Here is a 23,535-nt window from a genome sequence, read left to right as displayed (position 1 = left end):
CAGCCAATCCATGAAAGGACCCCTGTGACCAAGCTGCTGCTCTCGCTGCACGTCCTGGCCGCGATCCTGGCGATCGGGCCGATCACCATCGCAGCTTCGATGTTCCCCCGCTACGCCAGGCTGCCGGCCAGCAGCGACGCACAGGAGGCCAACGGCCAGATCACCGCGTTCCTGCACAAGATCTGCCGCGGGTACACGGTCGTCGGCACCGCCGTCCCGGTCCTCGGCGTCGCCACCGGCGCCCGGATGGGCGTCCTGACCGACGCCTGGCTGCTGACGTCGATCGCGCTCACGGCTGCCGCCGCGGCCCTGCTGCTCACGGTGGTCCTGCCCGGGCAGGCCCGACTGCTCGCCCAACCCGCGGACGCATCCGGCGCAGGAGGGACAGGCACCGGCGTGGCCACGCACGCCATGCCGGAGCTGCGGTCGGCGGCGGCGCGCCTCTCCATGACCACGGGGATGTTCAACTTGCTGTGGGCAGCCGTCGTCGTCCTGATGATCGTCCGCCCCGGCTCCACGACGGGAGCCTGATCAGCATGCGAACCCTACGCATCGCGGCCGCAGTTGAAGCCGGATCCCTCACGCTCTTGCTGCTCAACCTGTTCACCGTGCACACCGGGGTGATCACGTCGCTGGGCGGTCCGCTCCACGGCACGGCCTATCTGGCCACTATCGTCGCCGTCTTCCTCACTCCCGCCCTCGCGCGGCCGGGAACCAAGGGGTGTGCCTTCATTCCCGGCATCGGAGGGCTCCTCGCGCTGCGCCTGCTGGGGCAGCAGCCACCCGCCTCCTCACCCGACAGACTGCCCGGCGCCGACAGATGACTGGGAAACGATCACAGACAGCGCGGGAAACCCCTCTCCCGGCGGGCTGCTCAGACGCAGGCTGACGACTTCCCTCGGTGCCCCGAAACGGGTGAACCACACCCCACCCCACGACCGGAAGTCCACGTCTCGTGAGACATGCGAACCGCGAGGAACACCTCCACGCCCACGACGGCTGGACGACCGTCGCGGTCGGCACCTACCAGGACGGCAAGAGCGTCCACCTCCACGGCGAGGACTACGTTCGCCAGGAAACGATGGACTACAACTCCGAGTCCGAGGCTGTAGCCGACTTCCACCACCAGTACACCGTGGCCGTACGTCCAGGACCGGCCCCCCTGACCCGCATCGAGCGTGCCGCCGCCGAGGCCCTCGCCTCGCCCCACGCCGAAACGCCGGTGCCCGCGACGACCCAGGCAGCGACACCCGCCGAGGTGCTGTCGAAGATGGTGCCCGTGCATGGCGCCGGTCCTGGCGACCACGAAGCCCTGTTGAAGGACTTCCTCGCCGCCAACGGGGAATGGGCGAAGTACCGGCCCCACGACGAGACCACCATCGCCAGCCACGAATCCCTCACCCTGCGCGTCGAGTTCCTCCACGAAGCCGTTCACGGAGACAACACCTGGACGGTCGCCGCCTACGAGTCGCCCGTGGGGGAACGCCTCTGGTACGCCACCGCCACCCCCACCACCCCCGTCTATGTCCTACGCGCACTCCTCTACAGCCTCACCTCCGAACACGCCTGGGGGCCGGGTACCACCGCCCCTGTCAAGGACGAAGACCTAGCCGAGGCCGCCAGGCCTCTGGAAGACGTCGGCTGGCCCCTGACGGTCGGAACCCGGCTGGTCGACTGGACGGCGCCCACCGCCAGCGGGGCAGGCCTCCGCTTCGACAGATTCGTGAAGCAGGGGAGCGTCCTGCCCGCCTGGACCCTCTGGGGCGGTGACAGTGCCGACAGACCCACCTGGGCCATTCATCTCTCGACACATGCCCCCGCGTCGCTCATCCAGGACATCACCTTCGAACTCGCGCACGGCCAGCCCCTTCGGCAGCCCCAGCTCCACGCCGTACCTCGACCGCGCACTCAAGCAGCAGTCGCTGCTGGGGATCGATCCGCGAGGCCTCCTTCGGAGAGATCCCGAAGTACCCCGCGTCGAACGACGCCACATCATCGCCCAGTCGAATGCCTACGACAAACTGAAGTCGACACTCCTCGACGCACATCGTCTGGGGCTCTTCGACGACAATCCCCTCCTGGGCGTCAAGCCACCCCAGTACGACCCCAAGCGTGCCGTCATCCCCTCCCCTGCCCAGCTCCAGGCCCTGCGCAGGGCCGGGGACGACACCTTCCGACTCGTGGTGGATCTCATGAGCGGCTGCGGCCTACGCAATGGCGAGGCCGCCGCGGTCAACGTCAACAGCATCGTTGCCGACGGCGTCTACCGCGTCACCGAGCAGGTCAACCAGTCGACCAAGACGTACGACCGCCTCAAGCACCGCAAGCTCGGCGAGTACCGCGACGTCCCGCTTCCCCAACGGACGAAGAGCGCCATCGAGTGGTACGCCGAAAAGCACGGCACCACCGACGGCTACCTACTGCGCCATCCCCAGGACTCCGGCCGTCCCTTCCAGCCGTATCTCCTCCAGCCAGTGGCAGCGGCTCAAGAGACGCGGCGAACTCGACATACCCGAAAGGATGGTCATCTACAGCCTCCGTCACTTCTTCGCCTCGAACTGCCTCAGGCACAACATCCCCATCACCGACGTCGCCGAGTGGATGGGCCACAACAAGCATGATGGCGGTGAGTACGACGATGGCGGCCGCCGATACGTGAACACTCAGCGCTGTGGTGAACGTGCCGCCATGGGTGACGACCGCAAGCGCGTCACCGAGCGGAATGATGGCGTCGATGAGGACCACCCAGCCGAGGATTCGCCGCTGCCCGAGCGTGAGCAGCAGGAACACGGTGGATGCCACGGCGATATCGCGTACGCCCTTCACGACGAAGTAGCCGTCGGCGTTCCCCTGTGGCCAGGGGGTGATGCCGAATCCGGCGGGTGCACCGTCAGGGTTGAGCAGGAAATTGAGCCCGAGGAACAGAACTGCGACGCCGGTCAGTGCGGCAAGGGCAGTGGTGATGTGACGCCTCTTCATGGATCCTCCGAGAGGGAGAGCGGGGCCTGTGGGTCCGTGCCTTCCTGCGTTGTCCGGCAACTGCTCGCTCGTGCGGTCAGGCAGGGGCCGCACTGGTTTGGCCACTGGGGGACCTCCGGACCGGGGTGCCCGGACTGTGCCGGATCAGGGTGATGCCGTACGCGACGATCCAGACGACCCACAACAGCCAGCCGGCGAGGCCGAGGAGGCCCAAGGCCCCGCCGTTGCCGATCACCCAGTGGGCGAGGGTGGCGGAACTGAACTGCAGTGCGGCGGCGAGCAGCCCCAAGGTGCCGTGCCACGGCCGGATCACGCCGGTGCGCAGGCCGCCGACGGACAGGCCGAGGAGGGCGAGCGCCAGAAAGGTTCCGTTGAGGGTGAACACCGCATCGTGCAAGGCCCAGAGTGCCGTGGTCGCGGAGGGGTCGTGCGGGGCTGTCGAGGTCAGGGCGAGGCGGGTCGCGATGACCCCGGCGAAGGTGACGTTCTGCAGGGCCAGTCCGGCGAGTCCGAGCAGCGACCACGCTTCGCCGCGGTCGCGCTCGGACCTCCGCAGCGCGACGAGCGCACTGGCGCCGAACAAGGTGGCCAGGATCCAGGCGGCGGGGGCGAGTGCGGAGCCGATGCCGACAGCGGTGCCTTCCTCAGCGAAGAACTCGGTGACCTTTCCGATCTCTGCGCCGGTGAGGGGCAGCCCGGCGGGCACCATCATCACGTTGCTGAGGGTGATCATGGCGGCGAAGCCTAAGGCGGCCATGCCACCGATCCAGGAGAAGCCGATGTTGGCCAACTTGGATTGACGTGTCATATATTGATTATAAGCAGCGTAAACCTGGAGAGGGCAAGGCATGAGTGCGGAGCAGGACCGACGTCGCTATGACTCACTGCGTCGGACGACGCAGGCGCTGGAGACCCGGGCCGAGATCGCCCGCGCTGCACGCCGGCTCTTCGACACCCAGGGCTGGGCGGGCACGACCGTGCGCGACGTGGCGCGCGAGGCGGGAGTCTCCGTGCCCACGGTCTACGCGACGTACGGAAACAAGACCGGGCTGACCCGGGCCGTGGCCGATTCGGCCGACCTGTCCGCCGACGCGCCGCAGATGCTCGCGGAGTTGGAGGCCGCAGCGGCGGACCCTGGGCGTCAGCTAGCGGCGATGGCCGCCTACGACCGGCGGCTGTTCGAGCGCGCGGGCGACGTCATCATGCTGATCCGCGAAGCGGGCCGCAGCGAACCCAAGCTCGCCACGGCTTACCGTGACGGCCGCGAACGGGGCGACGAAACCCGGGTTCAGGTCTTCTCGTCCTGGCCGGACGGCACCCTTCGACGCGACCTGGACCTGGGGTCTGCCGTCGACATCTACGCAGCCATCTGCAACATCGACGTCTACACCACACTCACCACCGAACGTGGCTGGCTACCCGGTCGTATCGAGGAGTGGTGGGGCCAGGCGCTGGTCCGCGAGCTTCTGAGTTAGACATACGCCGAACACCTCCGTCTTCACCCCGCCTGGCGCCCCCGAATGCCTGGCCTGGATGCAGGGCCGTCTCTGGCGTAGCCGTCACGGAAGAACGGCCAGAACCTTGAAACTCCCCACCCCCTGCTCAGGGGGTGGACAGACCTGCTCATGCTGATTCCTCAGCCGCACCAGGCCGAGGCGAGGCGGAACCATGCAGCTCTGACGTCCCCTGACCACGAGGCGTACCTTCGGGAACCCAATGCCCCCATGCCCCCTCTCAGATCTCCCGGAAGATCAGAGCTGCGCCCAGGGCTGCTGGCCGGAACGAAAATCTCCCCTCGGGCCGTCTCGCGTACGGGCAGCCCGTTCTCTGCAAGCAGCGCACGCACCCGAGCGATGTCAGGGACGGCAACTGTGCAGGCGACAAACGCCGGGAGCGCGGGCGCGAGCTCACCCGGCAGCAGATCCGGGAGGTCGGCCTCGGTCACGAGGGTAACCGGCCCCTCTGCGGAGATCGGCCGGCTCATATACCGCTCGTACCGCTCATGAACCAGGGGGAGTTGTCCGTCAGGTACGCACAGCACCGCCTCGACGAGGTCCTGGGCGCCGTTGGGATGGTCGAGGTGACGGGTGTGCTGGCATTCCGGGTCCAAGTCGGCAACGACGCCGACCCGGCCTTCCGGCGCACCGTCGATCTCCAGGTAGCGGACGGGTTCCGTGCGCACGCCGTTGGGGGTCTCGACCGGTCGGCCGACGGTGTTCACCCCTCCGTGTTCGCGGTTGATGCAGCGTTCGACGCTGTTCCGCTGCTTGTAGATCTCGGCGTCGAAGCCGGGCGGGCGGCCGCCTCGGCGTCCTCGCCGCAGGCGGTGGCCGATCTGGTCGGACGGCTGCGGGATGACCGCGCGGATCCCGCGTCGTCGCAGGTGGGACCGGATGGCACGGGAGGAGTAGGCCCGGTCCGCGAGCACGGCCAACGGCCGGGTTCGGGGCCTGCCGGGCCCGCTTCGTGGCACGCGGATGCGGGCCATGACCGCTTCGAAGGCGGGTGCGTCGCCGGCGTGGCCCGCGGTGACGGTCAGGGCCAGGGGCCGTGCACGGTCGTCGGCGGCCAGGTGGACCTTGGTGCTCAGGCCGCCGCGTGAGCGTCCGAGGGCGTGGTCGGCGGGCTAGCTGCGGCCTTCGGCCCCATTTTGCGTGCTCCGGCGGAATGCTGGTGGGCGCGGACGACGGTGGAGTCGACCGAGACGGTCCAGCCGATGTCGTCACCGGCGTCCGCGGCCGCCAGCACGGCGGTCAGGATGTTCACGGACCGGATCGGCCGGCATCAGCGGCTCGATCCGGCACCACATCGCATCAGTGATCACTAATCGGGCAGACACATCCGATCAACTGACCAACCCATCAAAGAGACACGCGCTAGCCAGGAGACCCCAGCCGGCTGCTCCCGCGGGGCAGTCGGGCCCTGGTCAGATCGTGACCGGGCCGTGGGCGGTGGCGAACTCGACCGAGACCAGGCCCGGTTCCTCATCCTCGACCCAGGTGACGTCGATCTGGTCGAGGGGGTGGTCGGCCGGTTCGCCGAGGAATTCGGCGATGGAGGCGGCGTCGCCGGCGATGGAGACCCCGTGGATGGTGGTGGAGGTGCGCGGGCCGGCGCTCGGGCGCTCCTCGATGGGGACCAACCACTGAAGGAAGTAGGGCAGTTGCGGGTCCTCCAGCAGTTCCAGCAGGCCGATCTGCTTCCACCTCAGGTCGAACCCGTCGGGGCGGACACGGTGGCCCTCGGCCGAGGTGCGGCCGAGGCGGGCCTCGACCGGGGCGATGTCGTTGACGGAGACCACCCAACCGAGCCAGCCGCCGCCCTCGGCGGCGCGGCGCGCGACCGCCTGGCCGAAGGGTGCGCGGTCGGCGGCGGGGTGGTCGAGTGTGGTGACGACCTCGACGTAGGTGCCGCCGCTCAGCGGGAGAATGAAATTGCGGGTGCCGAATCGCGGGTGCACGCCCCCGTCGACGAACCCGGCGCCGAGGGCCGATCCGATCCACTGAACGGTCGAGACGAAGCTGTCGCGGGCCACCGCATAGGACACGTGATCAAGTCGCACTGCGCCATCATCACCCGACAACCCGTACAAATCCCGACGCCACGCCCGCCGCCCCGGCCGCGTCCGCCGTGGATTCAGCCGTGGAGCGGATCGATCATCGTCATCCCGGCGGGAGAGGCCCGGTCGAAGCCAGGCAGCAGCGCTGCCGCCTCGTCGAGGCCCACGACCCGCTCGATCAGGCGCTGCGGGGCGAGCGCTGCTGCCACAGGATTTCGATCCGGCATGCAGCACCATGCGCACCGCACTTCCAAGAGACAGGCTCGAGGACGATGGTCATGCCCGTGACGTACTCGGAGCGGACGTCGGCCTTGGCGTAGCGAGCCTCGACACCGCCTCGAACTACCTCCAGTTCGCCACAGGTCTACGCCCCGCGTACCGGCGGCGCCACGAGTCTCCCTCTCAGCGGCTGGGATGCCGTCAGTGCAGGTCGCGGCGGTTCGCTGGCGGACTCAAGGGGCGACTGACGCGAGCCGGTCGCCCCTGATCGTCTGGACCTCCTGCGCTGGAGAGCTTGGAAGCCCGCGAGCTCATGGAGTTCGAATGAACTCCATGAGCTGTGAGATCGCTGGCTCGTAGCCGTCGGACGTGTTCACGAGCAGGGTAGGCGCGTCGAGGGAGATGTCGACGAACCCTTCGGGGCTGTAGGCACCGACGGCGATGTCGGTGAGGAGCTGGCGGTCGCCGTGGGCGGCGCGATGCCTGTCCGAGTCAGCGCGTTCGGTCATGCGCTCGATGATGGTTGGTGTTGGCGTGGTGCACCGGATGATTCGGAGGTCGGCGATCTTTGTTAGGGGTACGAGGCCGGGGCGCCAGAGCCGGTCCTGGTAGGCGGCCTCGGCGACGACGGTGACGCCGGCCTCGAGGAGCACGCTGAGGGTGCCGAAGAAGGCGTGCATGGCAGGGATGTTGAGGGGGTCGTCCGTGCCGGGCTGGTAGGCCGCCGCGGTACTTAGGACCATCCCCTGCTTGATCTCGTCACGGATGATCGCGGGGCAGCCGAGTTCGTGGGCGAGGCTGTGCGCGAGGGTGGTCTTTCCGCTGGCGGGTGGACCGCTGACCACCACGAGGGTCGGCCGTGTTGGCATTTGCTGAGCTCCCGAGGGGTGAGCCGGTACGTCGGCGCCTGGTCAGGCGAGGGACCGGGCCGGGGTCTTGATGAGCTGGCAGGCGATGAACCCGGGCTGTCGGCTCAGGTTCTCGTAATCGGCCGGGTGCTGGTGGGGCATTGAGGCGGCGGGTCGGTGTTCGACGAGGCGGTCGATAGCGAGTCCGGCTGCGGAGAACTCGCACCCATGCCTGGAGGAGCTGGCGCCAGTAGCGGTGAGTCATGCCATTGGACCAGTTTTCCTCTGCTCGCCGGGCGTCGAAGCTGCCGCCGTCGGCGAGCCAGTCGGCGGTGGGGTGGCTGGTGGAGATGATGATCCGGCCGTCAGGGCGCAGCACGCGGGCGAGTTCGGCCAGGGTGCGGACGCGACACACCTTGCAGGCCGAGCAGGCGGACGGACCGGCGGTCGTTGGGGATCAGCCAACTGAGCCCCGGGGCTGCAGTCGGAGCCACGCGGTGAGCGCGGCCTGGAGGTCAAGGACTTCCCCGGCGGATGGAATAGGAGGTCCGGTCGCGTCGGCCCGGCAAGGCGGCCCCGTCGCAGGCAGTCTCGTCCGCGCCGAGCGTGGCCGGCCCCTCGTCCGGGCAAGGTCGCCATGTCCAAGGTGCCCAGGCGACCGTCTCGCTCGAGCCGGACACGGGTCAGGGCTGAGGCTTGTTCAGGAAGCAGGCCTGTGAGGCAAGAGTGGTTCTCGGCTTCTCTGCCCACCCGTTTTGCGCCCCTCGCCCACAATCGGGCCGCACTCAACGCTCCGTAGTCAGCACCGAACCAGCACGGGATCGGTGATGAGGGGTGCTGACGTGGGATTTCGGGTCAGCACCGAACCAGCACCACACATCCAAATCAGGCGCAACTCTGCAATTCCGGCAGGGCCTGTCGGCCCTCCGTCAAGGACGCCGGGCGGCTTCGCTCCCGCGGTGTGGTCGCCCGGCACATGAGTGGTTGCCTGATTGTGATGGTCGACCACATATGCCGCTGACCAGCGGACTTCTACGTTGTGCCGACACGGAACGTCCCCCGCGACCACCTGGAAGTGGTGCACATGGTCTCCCCCGCAACGGCTGCGCCGGCCCGGTCGGGCATCGCGCGAATCATCAGCGCCAGCCTCATCGGCACCACCATCGAGTGGTACGACTTCTTCCTCTACGGCTCCGCCGCCGCGCTCGTCTTCAACAAGCTGTTCTTCCCCAGCAGCGAGCCGCTGGTCGGCACGCTCCTCGCCTTCCTCACGTACGCGATCGGCTTCGCGGCCCGCCCGCTCGGCGGCCTGGTCTTCGGCCACTACGGGGACAAGATCGGCCGGAAGAAGCTCCTGGTACTCAGCCTCCTCATGATGGGCGGCGCCACCTTCGCCATGGGCCTGCTCCCGACCCACGCGAGCATCGGCGTCGGCGCACCGGTCCTGCTCACCCTGCTGCGCCTGGTCCAGGGATTCGCCCTCGGCGGCGAGTGGGGCGGCGCGGTCCTGCTGGTCTCCGAGCACGGCGACGACAAGAACCGCGGCTTCTGGGCCTCCTGGCCCCAGGCCGGCGCCCCCGGCGGCAACCTCCTCGCCACCGGCGTCCTCGCCCTGCTGGCCGCCGTCCAGTCCGACGAGGCCTTCCTCGCCTGGGGCTGGCGGATCCCGTTCCTGCTCTCCGGTGTGCTGGTGGTGATCGGCCTGTGGATCCGGGTGTCGGTCTCCGAATCCCCGCTCTTCCTCGAAGCCCAGGCCAAAGCCGCCGAACAGGCCGCCGCCGGCGCCAGGGAGAAGCCGCCCGTGGTGGAGGTGTTCCGTACGAACTGGCGAGGAGTCCTCACCGCGGTCGGCACCCGCCTCGGCGAGAACATCTCCTACTACATCCTCACGGCCTTCCTGCTCGTCTACGTCACCACCCACCTGGGACTGTCCAAGAGCGACGGCCTGAACGCCGTGCTGATCGGCTCCGCCGTCCACTTCGTCACCATCCCGGCATGGGGAGCCCTGTCCGACCGGATCGGCCGCCGGCCGGTGACACTCATCGGGTCCATCGGCATGACCGGCTGGGCGTTCGCGTTCTTCGCGATGCTCGACTCCAGGTCCTTCCCGGTCATCGCCGCCGCCGTCACCATCGGGCTGCTCTTCCACGGCGCGATGTACGGACCGCAGGCGGCCTTCATCTCCGAGATGTTCGACACCGAGGTCCGCTACTCCGGTGCCTCGATGGGCTCCCAGCTCGCCTCGATCATCGGTGGCGCCCTCGCCCCGATCATCGCGGTGGCCCTGCTCGACGACTACGACTCCTCCCTGCCGATCTCGGTCTACCTCGCCGCGGCGGCGGTGATCACGAGCGCGACCGTCCTCGCGGCAAAGGAGACCCGCGGGCGTAGCCTGGCCCGGTCGTACAGCCCGACCCCCGTTGGGGTTCCCGGCCACCGCCAGGCCGGCGCCGATTCGGTGCCCGCCGACAGGATCTAGCCGTACCGCCCCGCGTCCAGCAGCACGGAGAAGCCCGACATGCCGACCACCGCGAAGAGCCCCGGCGACGGCGAGGCATGGACCGCCCTGCGCCAGCTGCTGGACCTGCTGGCGCGGGGCGCACCGGCCGAGGACTTCGCGCAGCCGGCCGAAGCGGCCCGGCAGGCGGGCCTCTCCGCGTCGCGGACGCAGGCGATCACCGAGGCCACCCGGGTGGCGCTCGCCATCCGCCGCACCCTCAGCCAGCACCGCCGGCGGGAAGCCGAACTGGCGGCCCTCTTCGACACCGCCGGCGACCTCGCGGCGCTGCGCGACCCGGACGCCGTCCTGCGGGCCATCGTCCACCGGGCCAAGCTCCTGCTCGGCACGGACGTCACCTACCTGTCCCTCAACGACGACGAGGCCGGCGACACCTACATGCGGGTGACCGACGGCTCGGTCTCCGCCGCCTTCCAGCAGGTACGACTGGGCATGGGGGAGGGCCTGGGCGGGCTGGTCGCCGAGACGGCCCGCCCGTACACCACCGGGGACTACCGCGACGACCCGCGCTTCAAGCACACCGCAGCCATCGACAGCGCCGTCGCCGAAGAGGGACTACGGGCCATCCTCGGCGTCCCGCTGCGCCTGGGCACCCGGGTGATCGGCGTCCTCTACGCGGCCGACCGCACCGCCCGTACCTTCACACCGGACGAGGTCGCCCTGCTCGCCTCCCTCGCCGACCACGCCGCCATCGCCATCGACAGCGCCCGGCTCCTGGAGGAGACGCGTACCGCACTCGTCGACCTGAACGCGGCCTCCCAGACGATCGAAGCCCACAACCAGGCCATGAGGCGGGCCGAGGACGCCCACGACCGGCTGACCGACCTGGTCCTGCGCGGAGCGGGCATCACCGACGTGGCCACCGCCATCGGCGCCGTCCTGCAGGGCGGCATGCTCATCCACGACGCGGACGGAACCGAACTCGCCCGGGCGGGCGCGGACCCGCAGCCCCCGCCACCCCAGGCCGTGGCCACGTCCCGGGCCGGTGGCCGCGCCGTTCCCGTGCAGGGCACCTGGGTGTGCGCGGTCCTCGCCGGACACGAAATCCTCGGCAGCATCGCCCTCACCGGCCGCCCAGACCTCACCGACGAGGACCGCCGGCTCTTCGAACGGGCCAGCGTCGTCACCGCCCTGCTCCTGCTCCTGCGCCGGTCGGTCGCCGAGACGGAGGACCGCGTGCGCGGCGAACTGCTGGGCGACCTCCTCAACCGAGCGGCCGACCCCGCCGGTCTGTCGGCCCGCGCCCGCCGGCTCGGCGTCAGCCTCGGCCAGCCGCACGCGGTGTTCGTCCTCCACGCGGACGCCGTCCCCCGCCCGCGGCTGCTGGCCGCGGCCGCCCGTACCGCGCAGGCGCGCAAGGGGCTGGCCGGGCAGCACCACGACGACGTGGTCCTCATCTGCCCCTCGGAGGACCCCAGTACGAGCGCGGCCTCGCTCGCCGCGGAGCTGGGCCAGGCCGTGGCCGTACCGGTCACCGTCGGGGCGGCGGGCCGCCCGGTGAGCGGTCCGCCCGACTTCGCCGACGCGTACGCGGAAGCGCGGCGCTGCCTGGCCGCCCTGCACGCCCTCGGCAACCGGGGGACCGGAGCCGCCCTGGCCGACCTGGGCTTCGTCGGCATACTGCTCGGCGACCAGACGGACCTGGGCGGCTACGTACACCAGACCCTGGGCCCGCTGCTCGAATACGACGCGAAGCGCGGCACCGACCTCACCCGCACCCTGCGGACCTACTTCGCGCTCGGCATGAGCCAGGCCAGGACCAGCGCGGAACTCCACGTACACGTCAACACGGTGGTGCAGCGCCTGGACCGCATCGGCCGCCTGCTCGGACGGGACTGGCAGCTCCCGGAGCGGGCACTGGAACTCCAACTGGCCCTGCGCATCGACCAGGTGTCGGCGGCCCGCACCGGACAGGGCATAGCCTTCCGGCAAGACCGTCCTCACCGTCACGGCTGGACACACACCGGAGGATCACGATGACCACCTTCGTACTCATACCCGGCGCCTGGCACGGCGCGTGGACCTTCGAACCCCTGGCACGGCAGCTGCGCGACCAGGGCCACCAGGCCTACCCCCTGACCCTCACCGGAGTGGGGGACCGCAGGCACCTGCTCACCGCCTCGGTCAACCTCGACACCCACATCGACGACGTGGTCAATCTCCTGACGGACCAGCAGATCACCGACGCCGTGCTGGTCGGACACAGCTACGGCGGCATGGTCATCACCGGCGCCGCCGACCGCGTGCCCGAGCGGGTGTCCGGCCTGGTCTACATCGACGCCGTGGTCCCCGAGGACGGCGACTCGTGCTGGTCCCTGGTCACCGACCACGAGCGCGCCTGGTACCTCGACGGGGTGGGCGCCACGGGCTACACCAGCGCGCCGCTGCCCTTCTTCGACCCCCGCGCCACCCCGCACCCCCTGGCCTCCCTTCTCCAGTCGGTCCGCCTGGAGGGAGGTCTGGACCGCTACCGCAGCAGGGACTACGTCTACGCCACCGGATGGGACGGACCGTCCCCCTTCACCCAGCTGTACGAACGGCTGCAGGGCGACCCGGCGTGGCGCACCCATGCCGTGGCCTCCGGCCACAACGTGATGCGGGACGCCCCCGACGAGCTCCTGAAGGTCCTGACCGCTGCCGCCTGACCATGCCCGGGCCGACTCGCGGCCGCCGCGTGGCGGTGGCCGACGGCGCGGCCGACACCTACCGGATTCCCGGCGAGCAGGGGCGCTCGGGCAGTGGGCTGATACCGATTCGGTTGCGACCGTCGGCCGGGTCGTGCCCGACGCGTACCCGCGGCAGTTGCAGGGGCATGGAAGCCATCCACGAGACGTACGCGGTGCTCGACGGCGCCTACTGGCTCGACGACACCGACGGTGACCGAGCCCACTGCGCCCGCTGCCCGCTCGGCGCCGACGCTCCGGACGCCGTGCCGGAGCCCGGTCAGGAAGGGCTGCTGGACCGGCTCCAGTCCGCCCTCACCTGCGGTAACGCCGGCAGGTTGCGAGCCGTCATGCTCACCTGCTCGGTCGGCACCGTCATCGCGGGAGCGGAGGCGGCGCTCCGCCGCTGAGCGGAGAACGCCGTTCACCGCCAGGGGACATGAGACCGTCGCCCGGTCCGCCGGCTTTGATCGACTTCGGTGCCGCGGCCTAGCATGTGCACGCCAGACGCCCTCTGCGTGCCCATCGCCACGAAAGCAGCACATGCGCATCAAGCGGATACTCGCCGTGACCGCCCTCCTCGCTTCCCTCCCCGCACTCGCCGCGTGCGAGGACGCCGAGCCCGGCGCGGCGGATGTCGTACCGACAGGCATCGCCGGCGCCCCGGAAGCGCCGCCGGCATCGCTGGCCGAAGCGCAGAAGTACGTCCAGCGGTACGCGTCGTGCGAGAACATGGGCACGCAGCCGGACGACAGCCGGCTGCCACTGACCGACCTCACGACGGTCGGGAAATGGTCCGTGACCGAGCGGGGAGTGTGCAGCGACCGCGTCGAGCACGGCGAGATCATCTTCTACATGGCCTCGGACATGAAGGAGTTCCAGGCCGGCTACAAGCAGCGGGTCATGGACCAGATCGCGGCCGGCAAGGCGACGTACGGCCTGAACAGCCGGGTGTTCGTCGGCAAGAACTACGCCGTCACCCCGACCGAGACCAAGACGGCCCTCGCCCTCGCCCGGTCCGACCTGCGCATCCTCACCTGCAACCCGACCTTCGGCGTGCCCAAGGGGTACAAAAAGGAGAAGGCACTGGTCGACGGCTGCGTGCTCAGCGACTTCGTCGGGAGCACGGACGGCAGCGGCAGCCCGAACTTCGAAACCCCGCAGGACGACCCGGCCGCCGCGGGCCGGGAGTCCGAGAAGCCGGGCCAGCCGGCGCAGGGCAGCCTCGGCCTGCCCCGGGCCGGCAGCCTCGACGAGCTGAAGAAGCTGGTCCACCCGCACACCGTCGACTGCACGAACATGTCCACCGCTCCCGATGCCGTCGCCGTCCAGTCGATCGACTACCTGCCGGTCGTTGTCGGGGACCAGCTCGGATGGGGCGTCAAGGAACGCGCCGTGTGCGGCGAGGCGGCGGGGGAGCGGCGGGCCCACAACCTGAACTGGCTGGATGTCGTCCGTGACATGAAGACCCTCCAGCTCAAGGCGAAGGCCGCCCAGCAGGCCGATCTGAAGGACGACGGCCGGCTCAAGGCCACCGCCAGCAGGCTCCTCGTCGGCGAGAACATCGCGGTGGAGACCAACAGCCGGGAGATCCGGCACGGCCTCTACCAGTTGCAGTTCCTCTCCTTGAACTGTGAGCCCGGCTTCAGCGCCCCGGCGGGCTACCGACTGGAGAAGTCCCAGGTCGAGGGCTGCGTCCTCACGAACTACGAGCACTGATACCACAGGCCGGGACCGGTCCCCGACCGTCCAGCCGTCACCGAGGCTCGCGACCGCCGGGTGGATTTCGGACCGCCTTGCCAGCCGTACACTCGGCCCATGGGTCGCACACGTAGGTCGAGGCAGTGCCCGCCGCGGGCCGCCTCCGCGCTGCGCCCCTCGACCTCGGCCCCGGCCGAGGTCGAGGCGCCCGAGACGCGCCGTATCGCTCTGCACGGCCACGGCTAGCGATTTCCCGCGGGTCCGTACCGGTCTCCGCTGCCGGTCCGCCGCTCTTCTCGTATCTCGTACGTCCGGCAGGGCCTTTTCCCGCCGCGACGAGCCGCCACGTCCGGTTCCGGCTCCGGCTCATGTACCACCGCGGTCCCCGGCGTGCCGTCGGAGACCGCCGCCCGGCCGCGGCCCGCACGATCGGGGCCGAGCCGCCTCGAAGGGATCATTGTGAAGCTGAGCGAGTTGCTGGCCGGGCAGGAGCACCACGTTCTCCGGGGTGACCCGGAGAAGACACCGATCACCGCGGGAGTCACCTTCGACGTGGAACGGGTGATGCCGGGGTCGGTGTTCATCGCCGTGCCGGGTCACGAGGAGGGTGGTCCCGGCTCGGTCCCCGCCGCCCTCGCACGGGGCGCCGCCGCGGTGCTCGTCGACGGCGGCGAACCGGACAGCCCCGTGCCGACGTGGCCCGCCGACGCGTGCGCCGTGCGGGTGCCGAGCGCCCGGACGGCCGCCGGGGTCGTGGCCTCCCGCTACTTCGGCGAACCGGGCCGGCAGATGGACATGGTGGCGATCACCGGTACCAACGGCAAGACGTCGGTGTCGTACATGGTCGAGTCCGTCCTGCGGATCTCGGAGGGGGCCAAGGTGGGGGTGATCGGGACGGCGGGCAGCCGGATCGGCGACGAGCTCATCCCGATGCCGCGATCCGTGCTGACGACGCCCGAATCGCCGGACCTCCAATACCTCTTGGGATACATGCGCGACCGCGGGACCGGCAGCGTGGTGCTCGAGGCCACGTCGATGGCGCTGCTGAACCACCGCGTGGACCGGACCTTCATCGACGTCGGAGTCTTCACCAACCTGACGCAGGACCATCTGGACGACCACGGCACGATGGCGAACTACCGGGATGCCAAGCTGCGCCTGTTCCAGGGCCTGTGCCGGCACGCGGTGGTGAACGTGGACGACCCGGTGGGCGCCCGGATCCCCGCGATGATGCCGGGCGCGGTGACCACGTACGCCCTGGACGCCCCGGCGGACTACCGGGCCACCGACCTCGTCGTGAGTGCCTCCGGCACGCGGTTCACCCTGCACCACGGCGGGCGCGCGTATCCGGCCTCGATCCCCGTCCCGGGCCGGTTCTCGGTGGCCAACGCGCTGGGCACCCTGGCGGCCTGCCACCGCCTGGGCCACGAGCTGGGCCCCCTCGTCGCCGCCCTGGACCGGATGCCGCCCGTCCCCGGCCGGTTCGAGCGCTTCCGGACCCCCCTCGGCACCTCGGTGATCGTCGATTACGCGCACTCACCGGACTCCCTGAACAAGGTGCTGACCACGATCCGGGGCTTCGCCTGCGGCCGGGTCATCACCGTCTTCGGCTGCGGCGGGGACCGGGACACCACCAAGCGCGCCGAAATGGGAAGCATCGCCGGGACCAGGTCCGACCTGTGCGTCCTCACCTCGGACAATCCCCGCAACGAGGACCCCGAGGCGATCCTCGACCAGATCACCCCCGGCCTCGTGGAGACCGGTACGCCCTTCGAACGCTTCCCCGACCGCCGGCAGGCGATCGCCTTCGCGCTGTCCGTCGCGGGCCCCGACGACACGGTGCTGATCGCAGGCAAGGGGAGCGAGCCGCACCAGATCGTCGGCGAAGAGCTGATTCCCTTCAGCGACATGGCGACCGTGCGCGAACTCGCGCAGGCGTAGCCGCCGTCCGGTCGCGGAGGTCAGTGACGGGCCCGGTACAGCTCCCGGGCGCGGGCCGTCTCCACGGGCCCGTCGAGACTCAGGAAGTGGTCCAGCTGCCATGCCTGGGCGGCGCCGGCCTGGCGGTTGGCGGTGGTCACCCAGGGCGGGTAGACGCGGAAGGCCCGCTTCCCGCCGATGCCGTCCGTGGAGACGACGCCTCGTCGGCGCAGCACCTCCGGCGGGAAGACGAACTGGCCGGAATGATCCTGGTCGTGCGTGCCGATGACGAAGAGGTCGATGGGATCCGCCGCGTCGAAGGGCTGGATCGGACCGCCCGGAGACCTCTTCCACACGGTGACGAACTGGCCGACCTTGGTGGGCGTCGTCCTGGCCGCGCGGAACCGGACGGAGCGGCCGTCAAGGGTGAACTCGCAGGCGGCGTACGCGGCGGACTCGGGTTCGGGGACCGGCGGCGAGCAGCTGAACCCGCAGGGGTCGTAGACGAGCGCCTTCGCCGCAAGGAAATCGCTGTGGGCCGGAGCGTTCATCGTCGTCATCCCGTCACCCGGTCTACTCGAAGCGCGAGGTGTCGCCCGCCCCCGGGCGTACGATCTCGGCCTCGCCGCTGGAGTAGTCGATGACGGTGGTGGGCTTGGTTCCGCAGTCACCCGAGTCGAGAACGGCGTCCACCAGGTGCTCGAGCCGTTCCTTGATCTCCCAGCCCTGCGTCATGGGCTCGTCCTCGTCGGGCAGCAGCAGGGTGCTGGAGAGCAGGGGCTCACCGAGTTCGGCGAGCAGGGCCTGAGTGACGACGTGGTCGGGAATCCGGACTCCGACCGTCTTCTTCTTCGGGTGGAGCAGCTGGCGCGGTACCTCGCCCGTCGCGCGGAGGATGAAGGTGTACGGGCCCGGCGTGGCCGCCTTGATCGCACGGAACACGTCGTTGTCGAGGTGCACGAACTGACCCAGCTGCGCGAAGTTCTGGCACACGAGGGTGAAGTGGTGCCGGTCGTCGAGATTCCGGATCGACCGGATCCGGGCCATGCCGTCGCGGTTGCCCACCTGGCAGCCGAGTGCGAAGCACGAGTCCGTGGGGTACGCGACGAGCGCGCCGGAGCGGATGCTGTCCGCGACATTGCCGATGGTGCGCGGCTGGGGATTTTCGGGGTGCACGTCGAAGTACTTCGCCATCCACCGAGCGTACAGGGATCGGACGGCGGGTCCGAGCCGCGGCCCGACGGCCATGGAGCCGGCGTCCCCTACCCCGTTTCACCAGGTGGGGGGGCGCTGCTGCGGCCCGGTCACCTCGCTCTCCGGTGTCCTCACGGGCTGAGCCCGCGAGGACACCGGTCCGGGCCCGGGGCGTCGTGCCCCGTCAGTCCGGCAGCGGGCGGGCCTGGACCCCGTGGGCGGGTACTTGCTGGCTGCTCGACGGGAGCATGCGGACCTCGCCCTGGTCACTGATCTCCGCCTGGACGATGCCGGTCTCGTCGGAGTAGACGGGATGCCCGCCGGGGCCGCTGCGGTCCGTACGGGTCACGACCACCACGTCCTGACCGTCCTCGACGCCGTCGGGGATCACCAGCTCGTACCGCTCCGCGTGCATTTCGCTCCCTTCGGCAGCCCGCCCCGCAGCTTCATCATGCGGGCCGAGCGCCGAGACCGCATCGGCGTGCGGTCACAGGGAGTGAGCAGCCTCCCTACGGGCGCGCGTAGGGCCGCGTCATGATCTCCATGTTGTGGCCGTCCGGGTCGTCGAAGTAAGCGCCGCGACCGCCGAAGAGGCGGTTGATCCGGCCGGGTTCGGTGTGGCTCGGATCGGCGTAATAGGTGATGCCGACCGCCTCCAGCCGGGCGATCATGGCGTCGAACTGCGCGACGGGCACGAGGAACGCGTAGTGCTGCGACTGGATCGGCTCGTCGCGCTTCTCGTAGTAGTCGATCGTCACGCCGTTGCCGAGGTCGACGGGCAGGAACGGCCCGAACGGGCGGCCGACCTCCAGCCCCAGGATCGCGGCGATGAACTCGGCCGACAGGCGCCGGTCCCTGGCGTAGACGGCGATGTGGTTCAGCTGGACGGCGGTTGCCGTCGTCGGGTCGTACGACATCAGTGATGTTTCTCCGGGTCTTTGGGATCCGCTGGGAGGGGGCGCCGCACGCGGGGCGCCGGGAGCGAAGACGCGGAGAAGCGGCGGGCCTCGTGCCCGCCTCGCGCTCACGCGGAGGCCGGGAGTCCCACTCGTGTATGGCCCATGGCCGACCCGGCAGTCACGCGAGTGACCGTAGTGCGCGTCCCGGGCCCGGGGCAACGCCATTTCCGGGCCGCCCCTTGTTTCCGGGCCGCTGCCGGCCGGCTGCAGCGCCAGGTGGCCGCGCCGCCGCCTGGCCTGACGGACGGGCGGCCCCGGGGTCGGGTGTCAGGAGAAGAGCCAGCGCGTCTGGCTGTAGCCGCCCTTGCCGAAGCCGAAGGCGGTGCGCGGGGGAACCGCGAAGACCAGGGCCTCGCCCGCGTCGGGATGGACGAACACGCCGTCGCCCACGTCGAAGTGCCATTCGGCGCCGTACTTCGCCTCCCAGGCGGCGGCGAGCTCGCGCAGCCTGCCGGAGTCCGTCACGCGGGCCGCCTCCCCCTCGACGACCAGGTCGAAGCCCTCGTGGAGGGCGTTGCAGCCGGTGGTGAGGATGACGTGCGCGTTGCCCCGGAGGTTCTTGGCCTTGCGCTCCTCCGGGCCCGTGCAGAAATGCAGCGCGCCGTCCGCCCAGACACCGATCAGCGGGGTGACGTGCGGCCGCGCGTCCGGGCGTACGGTCGTCAGCCAGTACAGCTCCGCCTCGGCCAGCCGGGTGACGGCCTGCGACCACGGCACGGCCGTCGCCCGCTCGTCGCTGTAGCGCTCGTCCAGCTCGGTGCGGGGTTCCTTGTCGGGCATGGGGTGTCCTCCTGACGCAGTCGGCTTCCAGCCTGTGCCCTGGTGGCCCGGCCGTCCACCGCGGGCACGGGCGAGGTGCCGAGGGCGGGGGCGGTGGCCATCATGGGAAGGGCGCGTGCCGACAGGCGCACGAGGAAGGGGGACACGATGGAGCTGTTCCCGCCGATCCCGCTCGCCGAGTGGCGGGACACCAAGGAAACCCTGCACCGCTTCGCCCAGATCGTCGGCAAGATCCGCCTCGCGACGAGCGTGCGGCGCAACCACTGGTGGAACGTGCCGTTCCATCTCACCGGACGCGGTATGACCACGCGCCCGACGGGGCGGTCCGACGGCGGTCCGGTCTTCACCATCGACTTCGACTTCGTCGACCACCGCCTCGTCGTCGCGACGCTGGACGGCACGGCGATGTCCTTCCCGCTCACGGGACAGTCCGTGGCCTCCTTCCACCACGAGGTCTTCGCCGCGCTGGCCGCCCTGGGAGTCCGGGTGGAGATCCCCGTCGCCCGTCCGTACGACCTGCCCGATTCCGCCCGGCCGTTCGCCGAGGACACCGAGCACGCGACCTACGATCCCGGCCAGGCCAACCGCTACTGGCAGGTGCTCAGCCAGGTCGCGCTGGTGCTGGAGGAGTTCGCGGCCGGATTCTCGGGAAAGGCCAGCCCGGTACACCACTTCTGGCACAGCCTCGACATCGCCCACACCCGGTTCTCGGGGCGTCACGTCGACCCGCCGTCCGACGCCGACCCGGTGACCAGGGAGGCCTACTCGCGGGAACTCATCAGCTTCGGGTTCTGGTTCGGCGACGACACCTTGGGCGAGCCGGCGTTCTACTCCTACACCGCCCCCGAGCCCGCGGCGCTGACCGATGAGCCGCTCACGCCGGCTTCGGCGCGCTGGGCCGACTACAACGCCGGCCACCTGGCCGTACTGCCGTACGACGCGGCCCGCGCCGAGAGCGATCCCCGTGCCGCCGTCCTCGACTTCTACGAGAGCGCGTACCGGGCCGGAGCCGGGCGGGCGGGCTGGGACACCGCCGGATTCGCCTGTCCCGGTGGCGTCACCGACCCGTGGCGGGCGGTACCGCGTGCCACCTGACAGATCCCGGTCAGTGGAGGTGCTCCTGCCAGTCCGCGGGGACCTTGCCCCGGGGGCCCGGGGTCGGCTGGGAGGCCGGGTGCTCGGTGGGCGGGGGCAGCTGGAGCCCCTCGTAGTACTCCTGGGTCTCGATGTTCCAGAACCAGTCCTCGCCCGGCTCGAAACTGGTCAGGAAGGGGTGACCGGCCTTCCGCGCGTGCTTCGTACCGTGCTGCGAGGGTGAGGAGTCGCAGCAGCCGATGTGCCCGCACTCGGCGCACCGCCGCAGATGCAGCCACCACCCCGGCCCGTCGCCCGTCAGGCACTCCACGCAGCCGTCGCCGCTCGGGACCGCCGTGGGATCGATACCCGGGATCTGGTCGTGCGCCATGGACGTGCCTCCCTGCTGAGGGACGAGGCTCCCGGCAGGTGCCCGGCGGAGCCTCCTGCCATCGTAAGACGAACGCCGACGACCCGATGCGGCCAGGAGCGGCGTGCGCGGGCGGGGGGCGCGGGCCGGCTCCTCCTTCACACGGACGGATCCGCACGCCCCTTGAGCTTGGCCCATACGGTTTCCAGCGCCTGGATGTCCGCGTCGTCGAGCCGGTCGTCGAAGACCTCCCGCAGGGCCTCGCGCCGGGTAGCGTCGGCCCGGGCGAAGGCCGCGCGGCCGTCGGCGGTGAGCGCGACGCACACGGAGCGGGCGTCGGTGGGGGAGGGGAGCCGCTCCACCAGTCCGCGGGCCTGGAGCTGGTCGACCACGCGCGAGACCTGGCTGCGGCTGAGCAGGGTCTTGGCCCCCAGGTCGGAGGCGGCGACCGGCTCGCTCTGCCCGTTCAGCCAGAGCATCACCTCGAACCAGGACAGTGGCAGGCCGTGGGCCCGTGACAGGGCCTGGTCGATCCGGGCGGCGAGCGTGGTGCCCGCCCAGATCAGACCGTAGAAGGCATGATCGCGGGAGGTGAGGTCACCCATGGTGAGGTCGGTACGGGCCATGGGGGAAGCGTACCTGTTTGCGTGTGCGCGCACATATCTCTATGGTGTGTGTGCACGCACATAAACTCACCGCTGTCTGGAGACCCCTCATGAGCACGACCCACAAGACCGTCCTGATCACCGGCACGTCCTCCGGAATCGGCCTCGCCGCCGCCGTGGCGGCCGCGCAGGCCGGCTGGCAGGTGATCGCGACCATGCGCGACACCGGAAAGGCCGGCCCGCTCCGCCGCGCGGCGGCCGAGGCGGGCGTCTCCGACCGCGTCGCGGTCAAGCGCCTGGACGTGGTCGACGCCGGCTCCGTCGCCGGCTGCCTGGAGGAGGTGCTCGCCGAGTACGGCCGCCTCGACGCGGTGGTCAACAACGCGGGGGCCGGCCGGGTCGGCACGATCGAGCAGGGCACGGTCGACGACGTCCGCGCGACCATGGAAGTGAACTTCTTCGGCGTCGTGGAGGTCACCCGCGCCGCCCTGCCGCACCTGCGCGCCTCGCAGGGCCGCGTGATCACGGTCACCAGCGTCGGCGGTGTGATCGGCCAGCCGTTCAACGAGGCCTACTGCGCCGCCAAGTTCGCGGTCGAAGGCTTCATGGAGTCGCTCGCCCCGGTCGCCGCGACCGTCGGCGTCGGCGTCACCGTCATCGAACCGGGCGCGGTGGCCAGCGAGTTCGTCGCCAGCGTGGGCGTGGACGTACCGGCGATGCTCGCCGCCGCCGGCCCGTACGCCCCGGCCCTCCAGGCGTACGTCGACCGCGCGATGAAGACCTTCGCCGAGGCCCAGACCTCGGCCGAGGCGGCAGCTCCGATCGTCGAAGCCCTGACCGCCGAGAAGCCCGCCTTCCGGGTGCAGACCTCCGACTGGGCCCGCGAGTTCGTCGCCGCCAAGCTCTCCGACCTGGACGGATCGGCCGTCCAGACCCAGACGGGCGACTGGATCCGCTGACCGGACCCGGTCTGGGGGGATCTGGGGAGAGCTAGGGAGACAGGGCGACGCCCAGGGAGTCCGCGGCCAGCAGCTTGGGGGCGCCTTCCTCGTAGAAGACGTCGAGTTCCTCGATCCGGAACCCCGCGCCGGTCAGCATGTCGACGACCGGGCGGGTGAGGTGGCATCCGCCGAAGACGCGTTTCTGGACGGGTTCGAGCCGTCGCTGCCAGCGGCGTACGTTCTCGTCCTCCGCGGGGGCCAGCCCGTGTTCGAGGAAGTGCAGGGTCCCGCCCGGCTTGAGGACGCGCCGCAGTTCACGCAGGGCCGCGTCGCCGTCGGGGATGGTGCACAGCGTCCAGGTGGACAGGGCGGTGTCGAAGGTGTCGTCCTCGAAGGGCAACGACTGGCCGTCCAGTCCGGCCCGCCGTACCGGGACGCGCGCGGCCCTGACGCGGCCGGCGGCGAGCCTCCATCCGACATCGGACGGCTCGACCGCGGCCACGCCGGTCACGGCCTGCGGGTAGAAGGGGATGTTGTGGCCCGTACCGAAGCCGATCTCCACGACGTCGCCCGTCAGACCCACGCACACCCGGCGTCTCAGTGGTCGGGCCGTCTTGAGCCCGCAGACGACATCGAGGATCCTCGGCAGGACCTGGTCGGCGTAGAACCCCATGGCTGCCTCCGTGTCTCCGTCCCCTCCCCTCCCGTCCCATCCCAGCATGGCACCGGAGCGGTACGCCGGCCCTGCCGCCGCCCCGGCGGGGTTCCGTAGGGTGGGCGGAGCAGGCCGTTCGGGGAGGTGACGTATGACGCGTACGGGTTCAGGTGCGGGTGACTCGGGCGTGAAGAGGGTGGCGCTGGCCACGGACAAGTTCGGCAGGGAGAAGGACGCCACGCGATGCGCAAGGGGCCGGTGCTCACCGACACCGGCCGCGTCGACAACACGCGCGTGCCCCACCCGGACCTGGCCGGGTACGTCCCCGATGCGCCCGAACCGGCCGTCGCCACAGCGGCGCTCGCCACGGTGGGCACCCCGGCGGGCGGACCGCTGCTGTACGCGCGGGTCGACCTCGCGCCGGCCGGTGACGGGTCCCCGGTGGTGATGGAGCTGGAACTGATCGAGCCCGATCTCTTCCTGACGGCGGCCGAGGGCGGCGTCGAACGGTTCGTGGAGGCCGTCGCCGGGCTGTGAACGCGAACGATGG

At 70.5% G+C, this 23,535-nt stretch carries 27 protein-coding genes and 2 pseudogenes; 14 read left to right on the top strand and 15 right to left on the bottom strand.

Going from position 1 to position 23,535, the window contains the following annotated elements:
• The first annotated feature begins 24 nt into the window (after positions 1–24).
• From ACGFYQ_RS34705 to ACGFYQ_RS34695, 3 genes and pseudogenes are all read left to right on the top strand, one after another.
• Positions 25–531, top strand: coding sequence for a DUF2269 family protein (locus ACGFYQ_RS34705; protein ID WP_393750189.1), 507 nt, complete (start codon positions 25–27; stop codon positions 529–531).
• 5 nt (positions 532–536) lie between these two features.
• Positions 537–824, top strand: coding sequence for a hypothetical protein (locus ACGFYQ_RS34700; protein ID WP_393750188.1), 288 nt, complete (start codon positions 537–539; stop codon positions 822–824).
• A gap of 257 nt (positions 825–1,081) precedes the next feature.
• Positions 1,082–1,807: pseudogene (locus ACGFYQ_RS34695) on the top strand (DUF317 domain-containing protein); the annotation flags it as partial.
• A gap of 31 nt (positions 1,808–1,838) precedes the next feature.
• Here the strand turns inward: ACGFYQ_RS34695 and ACGFYQ_RS34690 are convergent.
• From ACGFYQ_RS34690 to ACGFYQ_RS34680, 3 genes are all read right to left on the bottom strand, one after another.
• Positions 1,839–2,048: a beta-ketoacyl synthase N-terminal-like domain-containing protein gene (locus tag ACGFYQ_RS34690; RefSeq protein WP_393750187.1), complete on the bottom strand. Its 210-nt coding sequence runs from the start codon at positions 2,046–2,048 to the stop codon at positions 1,839–1,841.
• Between the two features lie 265 nt (positions 2,049–2,313).
• Entirely contained in the window at positions 2,314–2,979 is a 666-nt protein-coding gene (locus tag ACGFYQ_RS34685) for a DUF4267 domain-containing protein (protein ID WP_393750186.1), read from the bottom strand.
• Positions 2,980–3,055: 76 nt separating this feature from the next.
• Entirely contained in the window at positions 3,056–3,787 is a 732-nt protein-coding gene (locus ACGFYQ_RS34680; RefSeq protein WP_393750185.1) for a 2-oxoglutarate/malate transporter, read from the bottom strand.
• 40 nt (positions 3,788–3,827) lie between these two features.
• Between ACGFYQ_RS34680 and ACGFYQ_RS34675 the strand changes: the two genes are divergently transcribed.
• Positions 3,828–4,454, top strand: a complete 627-nt coding sequence (locus tag ACGFYQ_RS34675) for a TetR/AcrR family transcriptional regulator (protein ID WP_257552307.1) — start codon at positions 3,828–3,830, stop codon at positions 4,452–4,454.
• Between the two features lie 758 nt (positions 4,455–5,212).
• On the opposite strand, the pseudogene ACGFYQ_RS34670 reads toward ACGFYQ_RS34675, so the two are convergent.
• The 4 genes and pseudogenes from ACGFYQ_RS34670 to ACGFYQ_RS34655 all read right to left on the bottom strand — a co-directional run.
• A pseudogene (locus ACGFYQ_RS34670) lies at positions 5,213–5,818 on the bottom strand (IS5 family transposase); the annotation flags it as partial.
• Between the two features lie 87 nt (positions 5,819–5,905).
• A complete protein-coding gene (locus ACGFYQ_RS34665) occupies positions 5,906–6,541 on the bottom strand; it encodes a VOC family protein (RefSeq protein ID WP_393750184.1) in 636 nt (211 codons plus the stop codon).
• Between the two features lie 74 nt (positions 6,542–6,615).
• A complete protein-coding gene (locus ACGFYQ_RS34660) occupies positions 6,616–6,747 on the bottom strand; it encodes a hypothetical protein (RefSeq protein WP_267824546.1) in 132 nt (43 codons plus the stop codon).
• A 321-nt stretch (positions 6,748–7,068) separates the two neighbouring features.
• Positions 7,069–7,626 carry an AAA family ATPase gene (locus ACGFYQ_RS34655; protein WP_393750183.1) on the bottom strand — a complete coding sequence of 186 codons (558 nt, stop codon included), beginning with the start codon at positions 7,624–7,626 and terminating at the stop codon, positions 7,069–7,071.
• A gap of 1,063 nt (positions 7,627–8,689) precedes the next feature.
• On the opposite strand from ACGFYQ_RS34655, the gene ACGFYQ_RS34650 reads away from it, so the two are divergent.
• The 7 genes from ACGFYQ_RS34650 to ACGFYQ_RS34620 all read left to right on the top strand — a co-directional run bounded on the left by ACGFYQ_RS34650 (position 8,690) and on the right by ACGFYQ_RS34620 (position 16,428).
• Complete coding sequence (locus ACGFYQ_RS34650) at positions 8,690–10,084, top strand: MFS transporter (protein ID WP_393750182.1); 1,395 nt, start codon at positions 8,690–8,692, stop codon at positions 10,082–10,084.
• A gap of 39 nt (positions 10,085–10,123) precedes the next feature.
• The gene (locus ACGFYQ_RS34645) at positions 10,124–12,103 is read left to right on the top strand and encodes a helix-turn-helix domain-containing protein (protein ID WP_393750181.1); all 1,980 of its coding nucleotides are present in this window, start codon (positions 10,124–10,126) and stop codon (positions 12,101–12,103) included.
• Positions 12,100–12,768, top strand: a complete 669-nt coding sequence (locus ACGFYQ_RS34640) for an alpha/beta fold hydrolase (protein WP_393750180.1) — start codon at positions 12,100–12,102, stop codon at positions 12,766–12,768. The genes ACGFYQ_RS34645 and ACGFYQ_RS34640 overlap by 4 nt, the downstream gene beginning before the upstream one ends.
• A 167-nt stretch (positions 12,769–12,935) precedes the next feature.
• A complete protein-coding gene (locus ACGFYQ_RS34635; RefSeq protein ID WP_393750179.1) occupies positions 12,936–13,196 on the top strand; it encodes a hypothetical protein in 261 nt (86 codons plus the stop codon).
• A 133-nt stretch (positions 13,197–13,329) separates the two neighbouring features.
• Positions 13,330–14,505 carry a hypothetical protein gene (locus ACGFYQ_RS34630; protein WP_393750178.1) on the top strand — a complete coding sequence of 392 codons (1,176 nt, stop codon included), beginning with the start codon at positions 13,330–13,332 and terminating at the stop codon, positions 14,503–14,505.
• 99 nt (positions 14,506–14,604) lie between these two features.
• The gene (locus ACGFYQ_RS34625) at positions 14,605–14,733 is read left to right on the top strand and encodes a hypothetical protein (protein WP_393750177.1); all 129 of its coding nucleotides are present in this window, start codon (positions 14,605–14,607) and stop codon (positions 14,731–14,733) included.
• Positions 14,734–14,946: 213 nt separating this feature from the next.
• Positions 14,947–16,428, top strand: coding sequence for a UDP-N-acetylmuramoyl-L-alanyl-D-glutamate--2,6-diaminopimelate ligase (locus ACGFYQ_RS34620; protein ID WP_393750176.1), 1,482 nt, complete (start codon positions 14,947–14,949; stop codon positions 16,426–16,428).
• A 20-nt stretch (positions 16,429–16,448) separates the two neighbouring features.
• Here the strand turns inward: ACGFYQ_RS34620 and ACGFYQ_RS34615 are convergent, their stop codons facing one another.
• The 5 genes from ACGFYQ_RS34615 to ACGFYQ_RS34595 all read right to left on the bottom strand — a co-directional run bounded on the left by ACGFYQ_RS34615 (position 16,449) and on the right by ACGFYQ_RS34595 (position 19,340).
• Complete coding sequence (locus tag ACGFYQ_RS34615) at positions 16,449–16,967, bottom strand: MepB family protein (RefSeq protein WP_393750175.1); 519 nt, start codon at positions 16,965–16,967, stop codon at positions 16,449–16,451.
• Positions 16,968–16,980: 13 nt separating this feature from the next.
• On the bottom strand, positions 16,981–17,601 hold the full coding sequence (locus ACGFYQ_RS34610) for an L-threonylcarbamoyladenylate synthase (RefSeq protein WP_393750174.1): 621 nt from the start codon (positions 17,599–17,601) through the stop codon (positions 16,981–16,983).
• A 184-nt stretch (positions 17,602–17,785) separates the two neighbouring features.
• Positions 17,786–18,016 carry a DUF6296 family protein gene (locus ACGFYQ_RS34605; RefSeq protein WP_393750173.1) on the bottom strand — a complete coding sequence of 77 codons (231 nt, stop codon included), beginning with the start codon at positions 18,014–18,016 and terminating at the stop codon, positions 17,786–17,788.
• A 94-nt stretch (positions 18,017–18,110) separates the two neighbouring features.
• Positions 18,111–18,518, bottom strand: coding sequence for a VOC family protein (locus ACGFYQ_RS34600; protein WP_393750172.1), 408 nt, complete (start codon positions 18,516–18,518; stop codon positions 18,111–18,113).
• A gap of 309 nt (positions 18,519–18,827) precedes the next feature.
• Positions 18,828–19,340, bottom strand: a complete 513-nt coding sequence (locus ACGFYQ_RS34595) for a pyridoxamine 5'-phosphate oxidase family protein (RefSeq protein WP_393750171.1) — start codon at positions 19,338–19,340, stop codon at positions 18,828–18,830.
• 147 nt (positions 19,341–19,487) lie between these two features.
• On the opposite strand from ACGFYQ_RS34595, the gene ACGFYQ_RS34590 reads away from it, so the two are divergent.
• Complete coding sequence (locus tag ACGFYQ_RS34590; protein WP_393750170.1) at positions 19,488–20,435, top strand: DUF5996 family protein; 948 nt, start codon at positions 19,488–19,490, stop codon at positions 20,433–20,435.
• 10 nt (positions 20,436–20,445) lie between these two features.
• On the opposite strand, the gene ACGFYQ_RS34585 is transcribed toward ACGFYQ_RS34590, so the two are convergent.
• Positions 20,446–20,805 carry a UBP-type zinc finger domain-containing protein gene (locus ACGFYQ_RS34585; RefSeq protein ID WP_393750169.1) on the bottom strand — a complete coding sequence of 120 codons (360 nt, stop codon included), beginning with the start codon at positions 20,803–20,805 and terminating at the stop codon, positions 20,446–20,448.
• A gap of 137 nt (positions 20,806–20,942) precedes the next feature.
• The gene (locus ACGFYQ_RS34580) at positions 20,943–21,410 is read right to left on the bottom strand and encodes a MarR family winged helix-turn-helix transcriptional regulator (RefSeq protein WP_393750168.1); all 468 of its coding nucleotides are present in this window, start codon (positions 21,408–21,410) and stop codon (positions 20,943–20,945) included.
• Positions 21,411–21,499: 89 nt separating this feature from the next.
• On the opposite strand from ACGFYQ_RS34580, the gene ACGFYQ_RS34575 reads away from it, so the two are divergent.
• Complete coding sequence (locus tag ACGFYQ_RS34575; RefSeq protein WP_393750167.1) at positions 21,500–22,348, top strand: SDR family oxidoreductase; 849 nt, start codon at positions 21,500–21,502, stop codon at positions 22,346–22,348.
• Between the two features lie 31 nt (positions 22,349–22,379).
• Here ACGFYQ_RS34575 and ACGFYQ_RS34570 read toward each other — a convergent pair whose 3' ends face one another.
• Complete coding sequence (locus ACGFYQ_RS34570) at positions 22,380–23,003, bottom strand: class I SAM-dependent methyltransferase (RefSeq protein ID WP_393750166.1); 624 nt, start codon at positions 23,001–23,003, stop codon at positions 22,380–22,382.
• 225 nt (positions 23,004–23,228) lie between these two features.
• Here ACGFYQ_RS34570 and ACGFYQ_RS34565 point away from each other — a divergent pair, with 225 nt between their 5' ends.
• A complete protein-coding gene (locus ACGFYQ_RS34565) occupies positions 23,229–23,522 on the top strand; it encodes a hypothetical protein (RefSeq protein ID WP_393750165.1) in 294 nt (97 codons plus the stop codon).
• Positions 23,523–23,535 lie beyond the last annotated feature (13 nt).

Origin of the sequence: Streptomyces sp. NPDC048258 (assembly GCF_043201995.1) — a bacterium.
Taxonomy (GTDB): domain Bacteria; phylum Actinomycetota; class Actinomycetes; order Streptomycetales; family Streptomycetaceae; genus Streptomyces.
This window is presented reverse-complemented; position numbering and strand designations above follow the sequence as displayed.

Coding starts and splice junctions, on each gene's coding strand:
- ACGFYQ_RS34655 (WP_393750183.1), bottom strand. CDS start 7,626: ATGCCAACACGGCCGACCCTCGTGGTGGTCAGCGGTCCACCCGCCAGC.
- ACGFYQ_RS34570 (WP_393750166.1), bottom strand. CDS start 23,003: ATGGGGTTCTACGCCGACCAGGTCCTGCCGAGGATCCTCGATGTCGTC.
- ACGFYQ_RS34700 (WP_393750188.1), top strand. CDS start 537: ATGCGAACCCTACGCATCGCGGCCGCAGTTGAAGCCGGATCCCTCACG.
- ACGFYQ_RS34580 (WP_393750168.1), bottom strand. CDS start 21,410: ATGGCCCGTACCGACCTCACCATGGGTGACCTCACCTCCCGCGATCAT.
- ACGFYQ_RS34645 (WP_393750181.1), top strand. CDS start 10,124: ATGCCGACCACCGCGAAGAGCCCCGGCGACGGCGAGGCATGGACCGCC.
- ACGFYQ_RS34610 (WP_393750174.1), bottom strand. CDS start 17,601: ATGGCGAAGTACTTCGACGTGCACCCCGAAAATCCCCAGCCGCGCACC.
- ACGFYQ_RS34650 (WP_393750182.1), top strand. CDS start 8,690: ATGGTCTCCCCCGCAACGGCTGCGCCGGCCCGGTCGGGCATCGCGCGA.
- ACGFYQ_RS34680 (WP_393750185.1), bottom strand. CDS start 3,787: ATGACACGTCAATCCAAGTTGGCCAACATCGGCTTCTCCTGGATCGGT.
- ACGFYQ_RS34640 (WP_393750180.1), top strand. CDS start 12,100: ATGACCACCTTCGTACTCATACCCGGCGCCTGGCACGGCGCGTGGACC.
- ACGFYQ_RS34590 (WP_393750170.1), top strand. CDS start 19,488: ATGGAGCTGTTCCCGCCGATCCCGCTCGCCGAGTGGCGGGACACCAAG.
- ACGFYQ_RS34565 (WP_393750165.1), top strand. CDS start 23,229: ATGCGCAAGGGGCCGGTGCTCACCGACACCGGCCGCGTCGACAACACG.
- ACGFYQ_RS34595 (WP_393750171.1), bottom strand. CDS start 19,340: ATGCCCGACAAGGAACCCCGCACCGAGCTGGACGAGCGCTACAGCGAC.
- ACGFYQ_RS34605 (WP_393750173.1), bottom strand. CDS start 18,016: ATGCACGCGGAGCGGTACGAGCTGGTGATCCCCGACGGCGTCGAGGAC.
- ACGFYQ_RS34635 (WP_393750179.1), top strand. CDS start 12,936: ATGGAAGCCATCCACGAGACGTACGCGGTGCTCGACGGCGCCTACTGG.
- ACGFYQ_RS34675 (WP_257552307.1), top strand. CDS start 3,828: ATGAGTGCGGAGCAGGACCGACGTCGCTATGACTCACTGCGTCGGACG.
- ACGFYQ_RS34585 (WP_393750169.1), bottom strand. CDS start 20,805: ATGGCGCACGACCAGATCCCGGGTATCGATCCCACGGCGGTCCCGAGC.
- ACGFYQ_RS34615 (WP_393750175.1), bottom strand. CDS start 16,967: ATGACGACGATGAACGCTCCGGCCCACAGCGATTTCCTTGCGGCGAAG.
- ACGFYQ_RS34690 (WP_393750187.1), bottom strand. CDS start 2,048: ATGTGCGTCGAGGAGTGTCGACTTCAGTTTGTCGTAGGCATTCGACTG.
- ACGFYQ_RS34685 (WP_393750186.1), bottom strand. CDS start 2,979: ATGAAGAGGCGTCACATCACCACTGCCCTTGCCGCACTGACCGGCGTC.
- ACGFYQ_RS34625 (WP_393750177.1), top strand. CDS start 14,605: ATGGGTCGCACACGTAGGTCGAGGCAGTGCCCGCCGCGGGCCGCCTCC.
- ACGFYQ_RS34575 (WP_393750167.1), top strand. CDS start 21,500: ATGAGCACGACCCACAAGACCGTCCTGATCACCGGCACGTCCTCCGGA.
- ACGFYQ_RS34600 (WP_393750172.1), bottom strand. CDS start 18,518: ATGTCGTACGACCCGACGACGGCAACCGCCGTCCAGCTGAACCACATC.
- ACGFYQ_RS34630 (WP_393750178.1), top strand. CDS start 13,330: ATGCGCATCAAGCGGATACTCGCCGTGACCGCCCTCCTCGCTTCCCTC.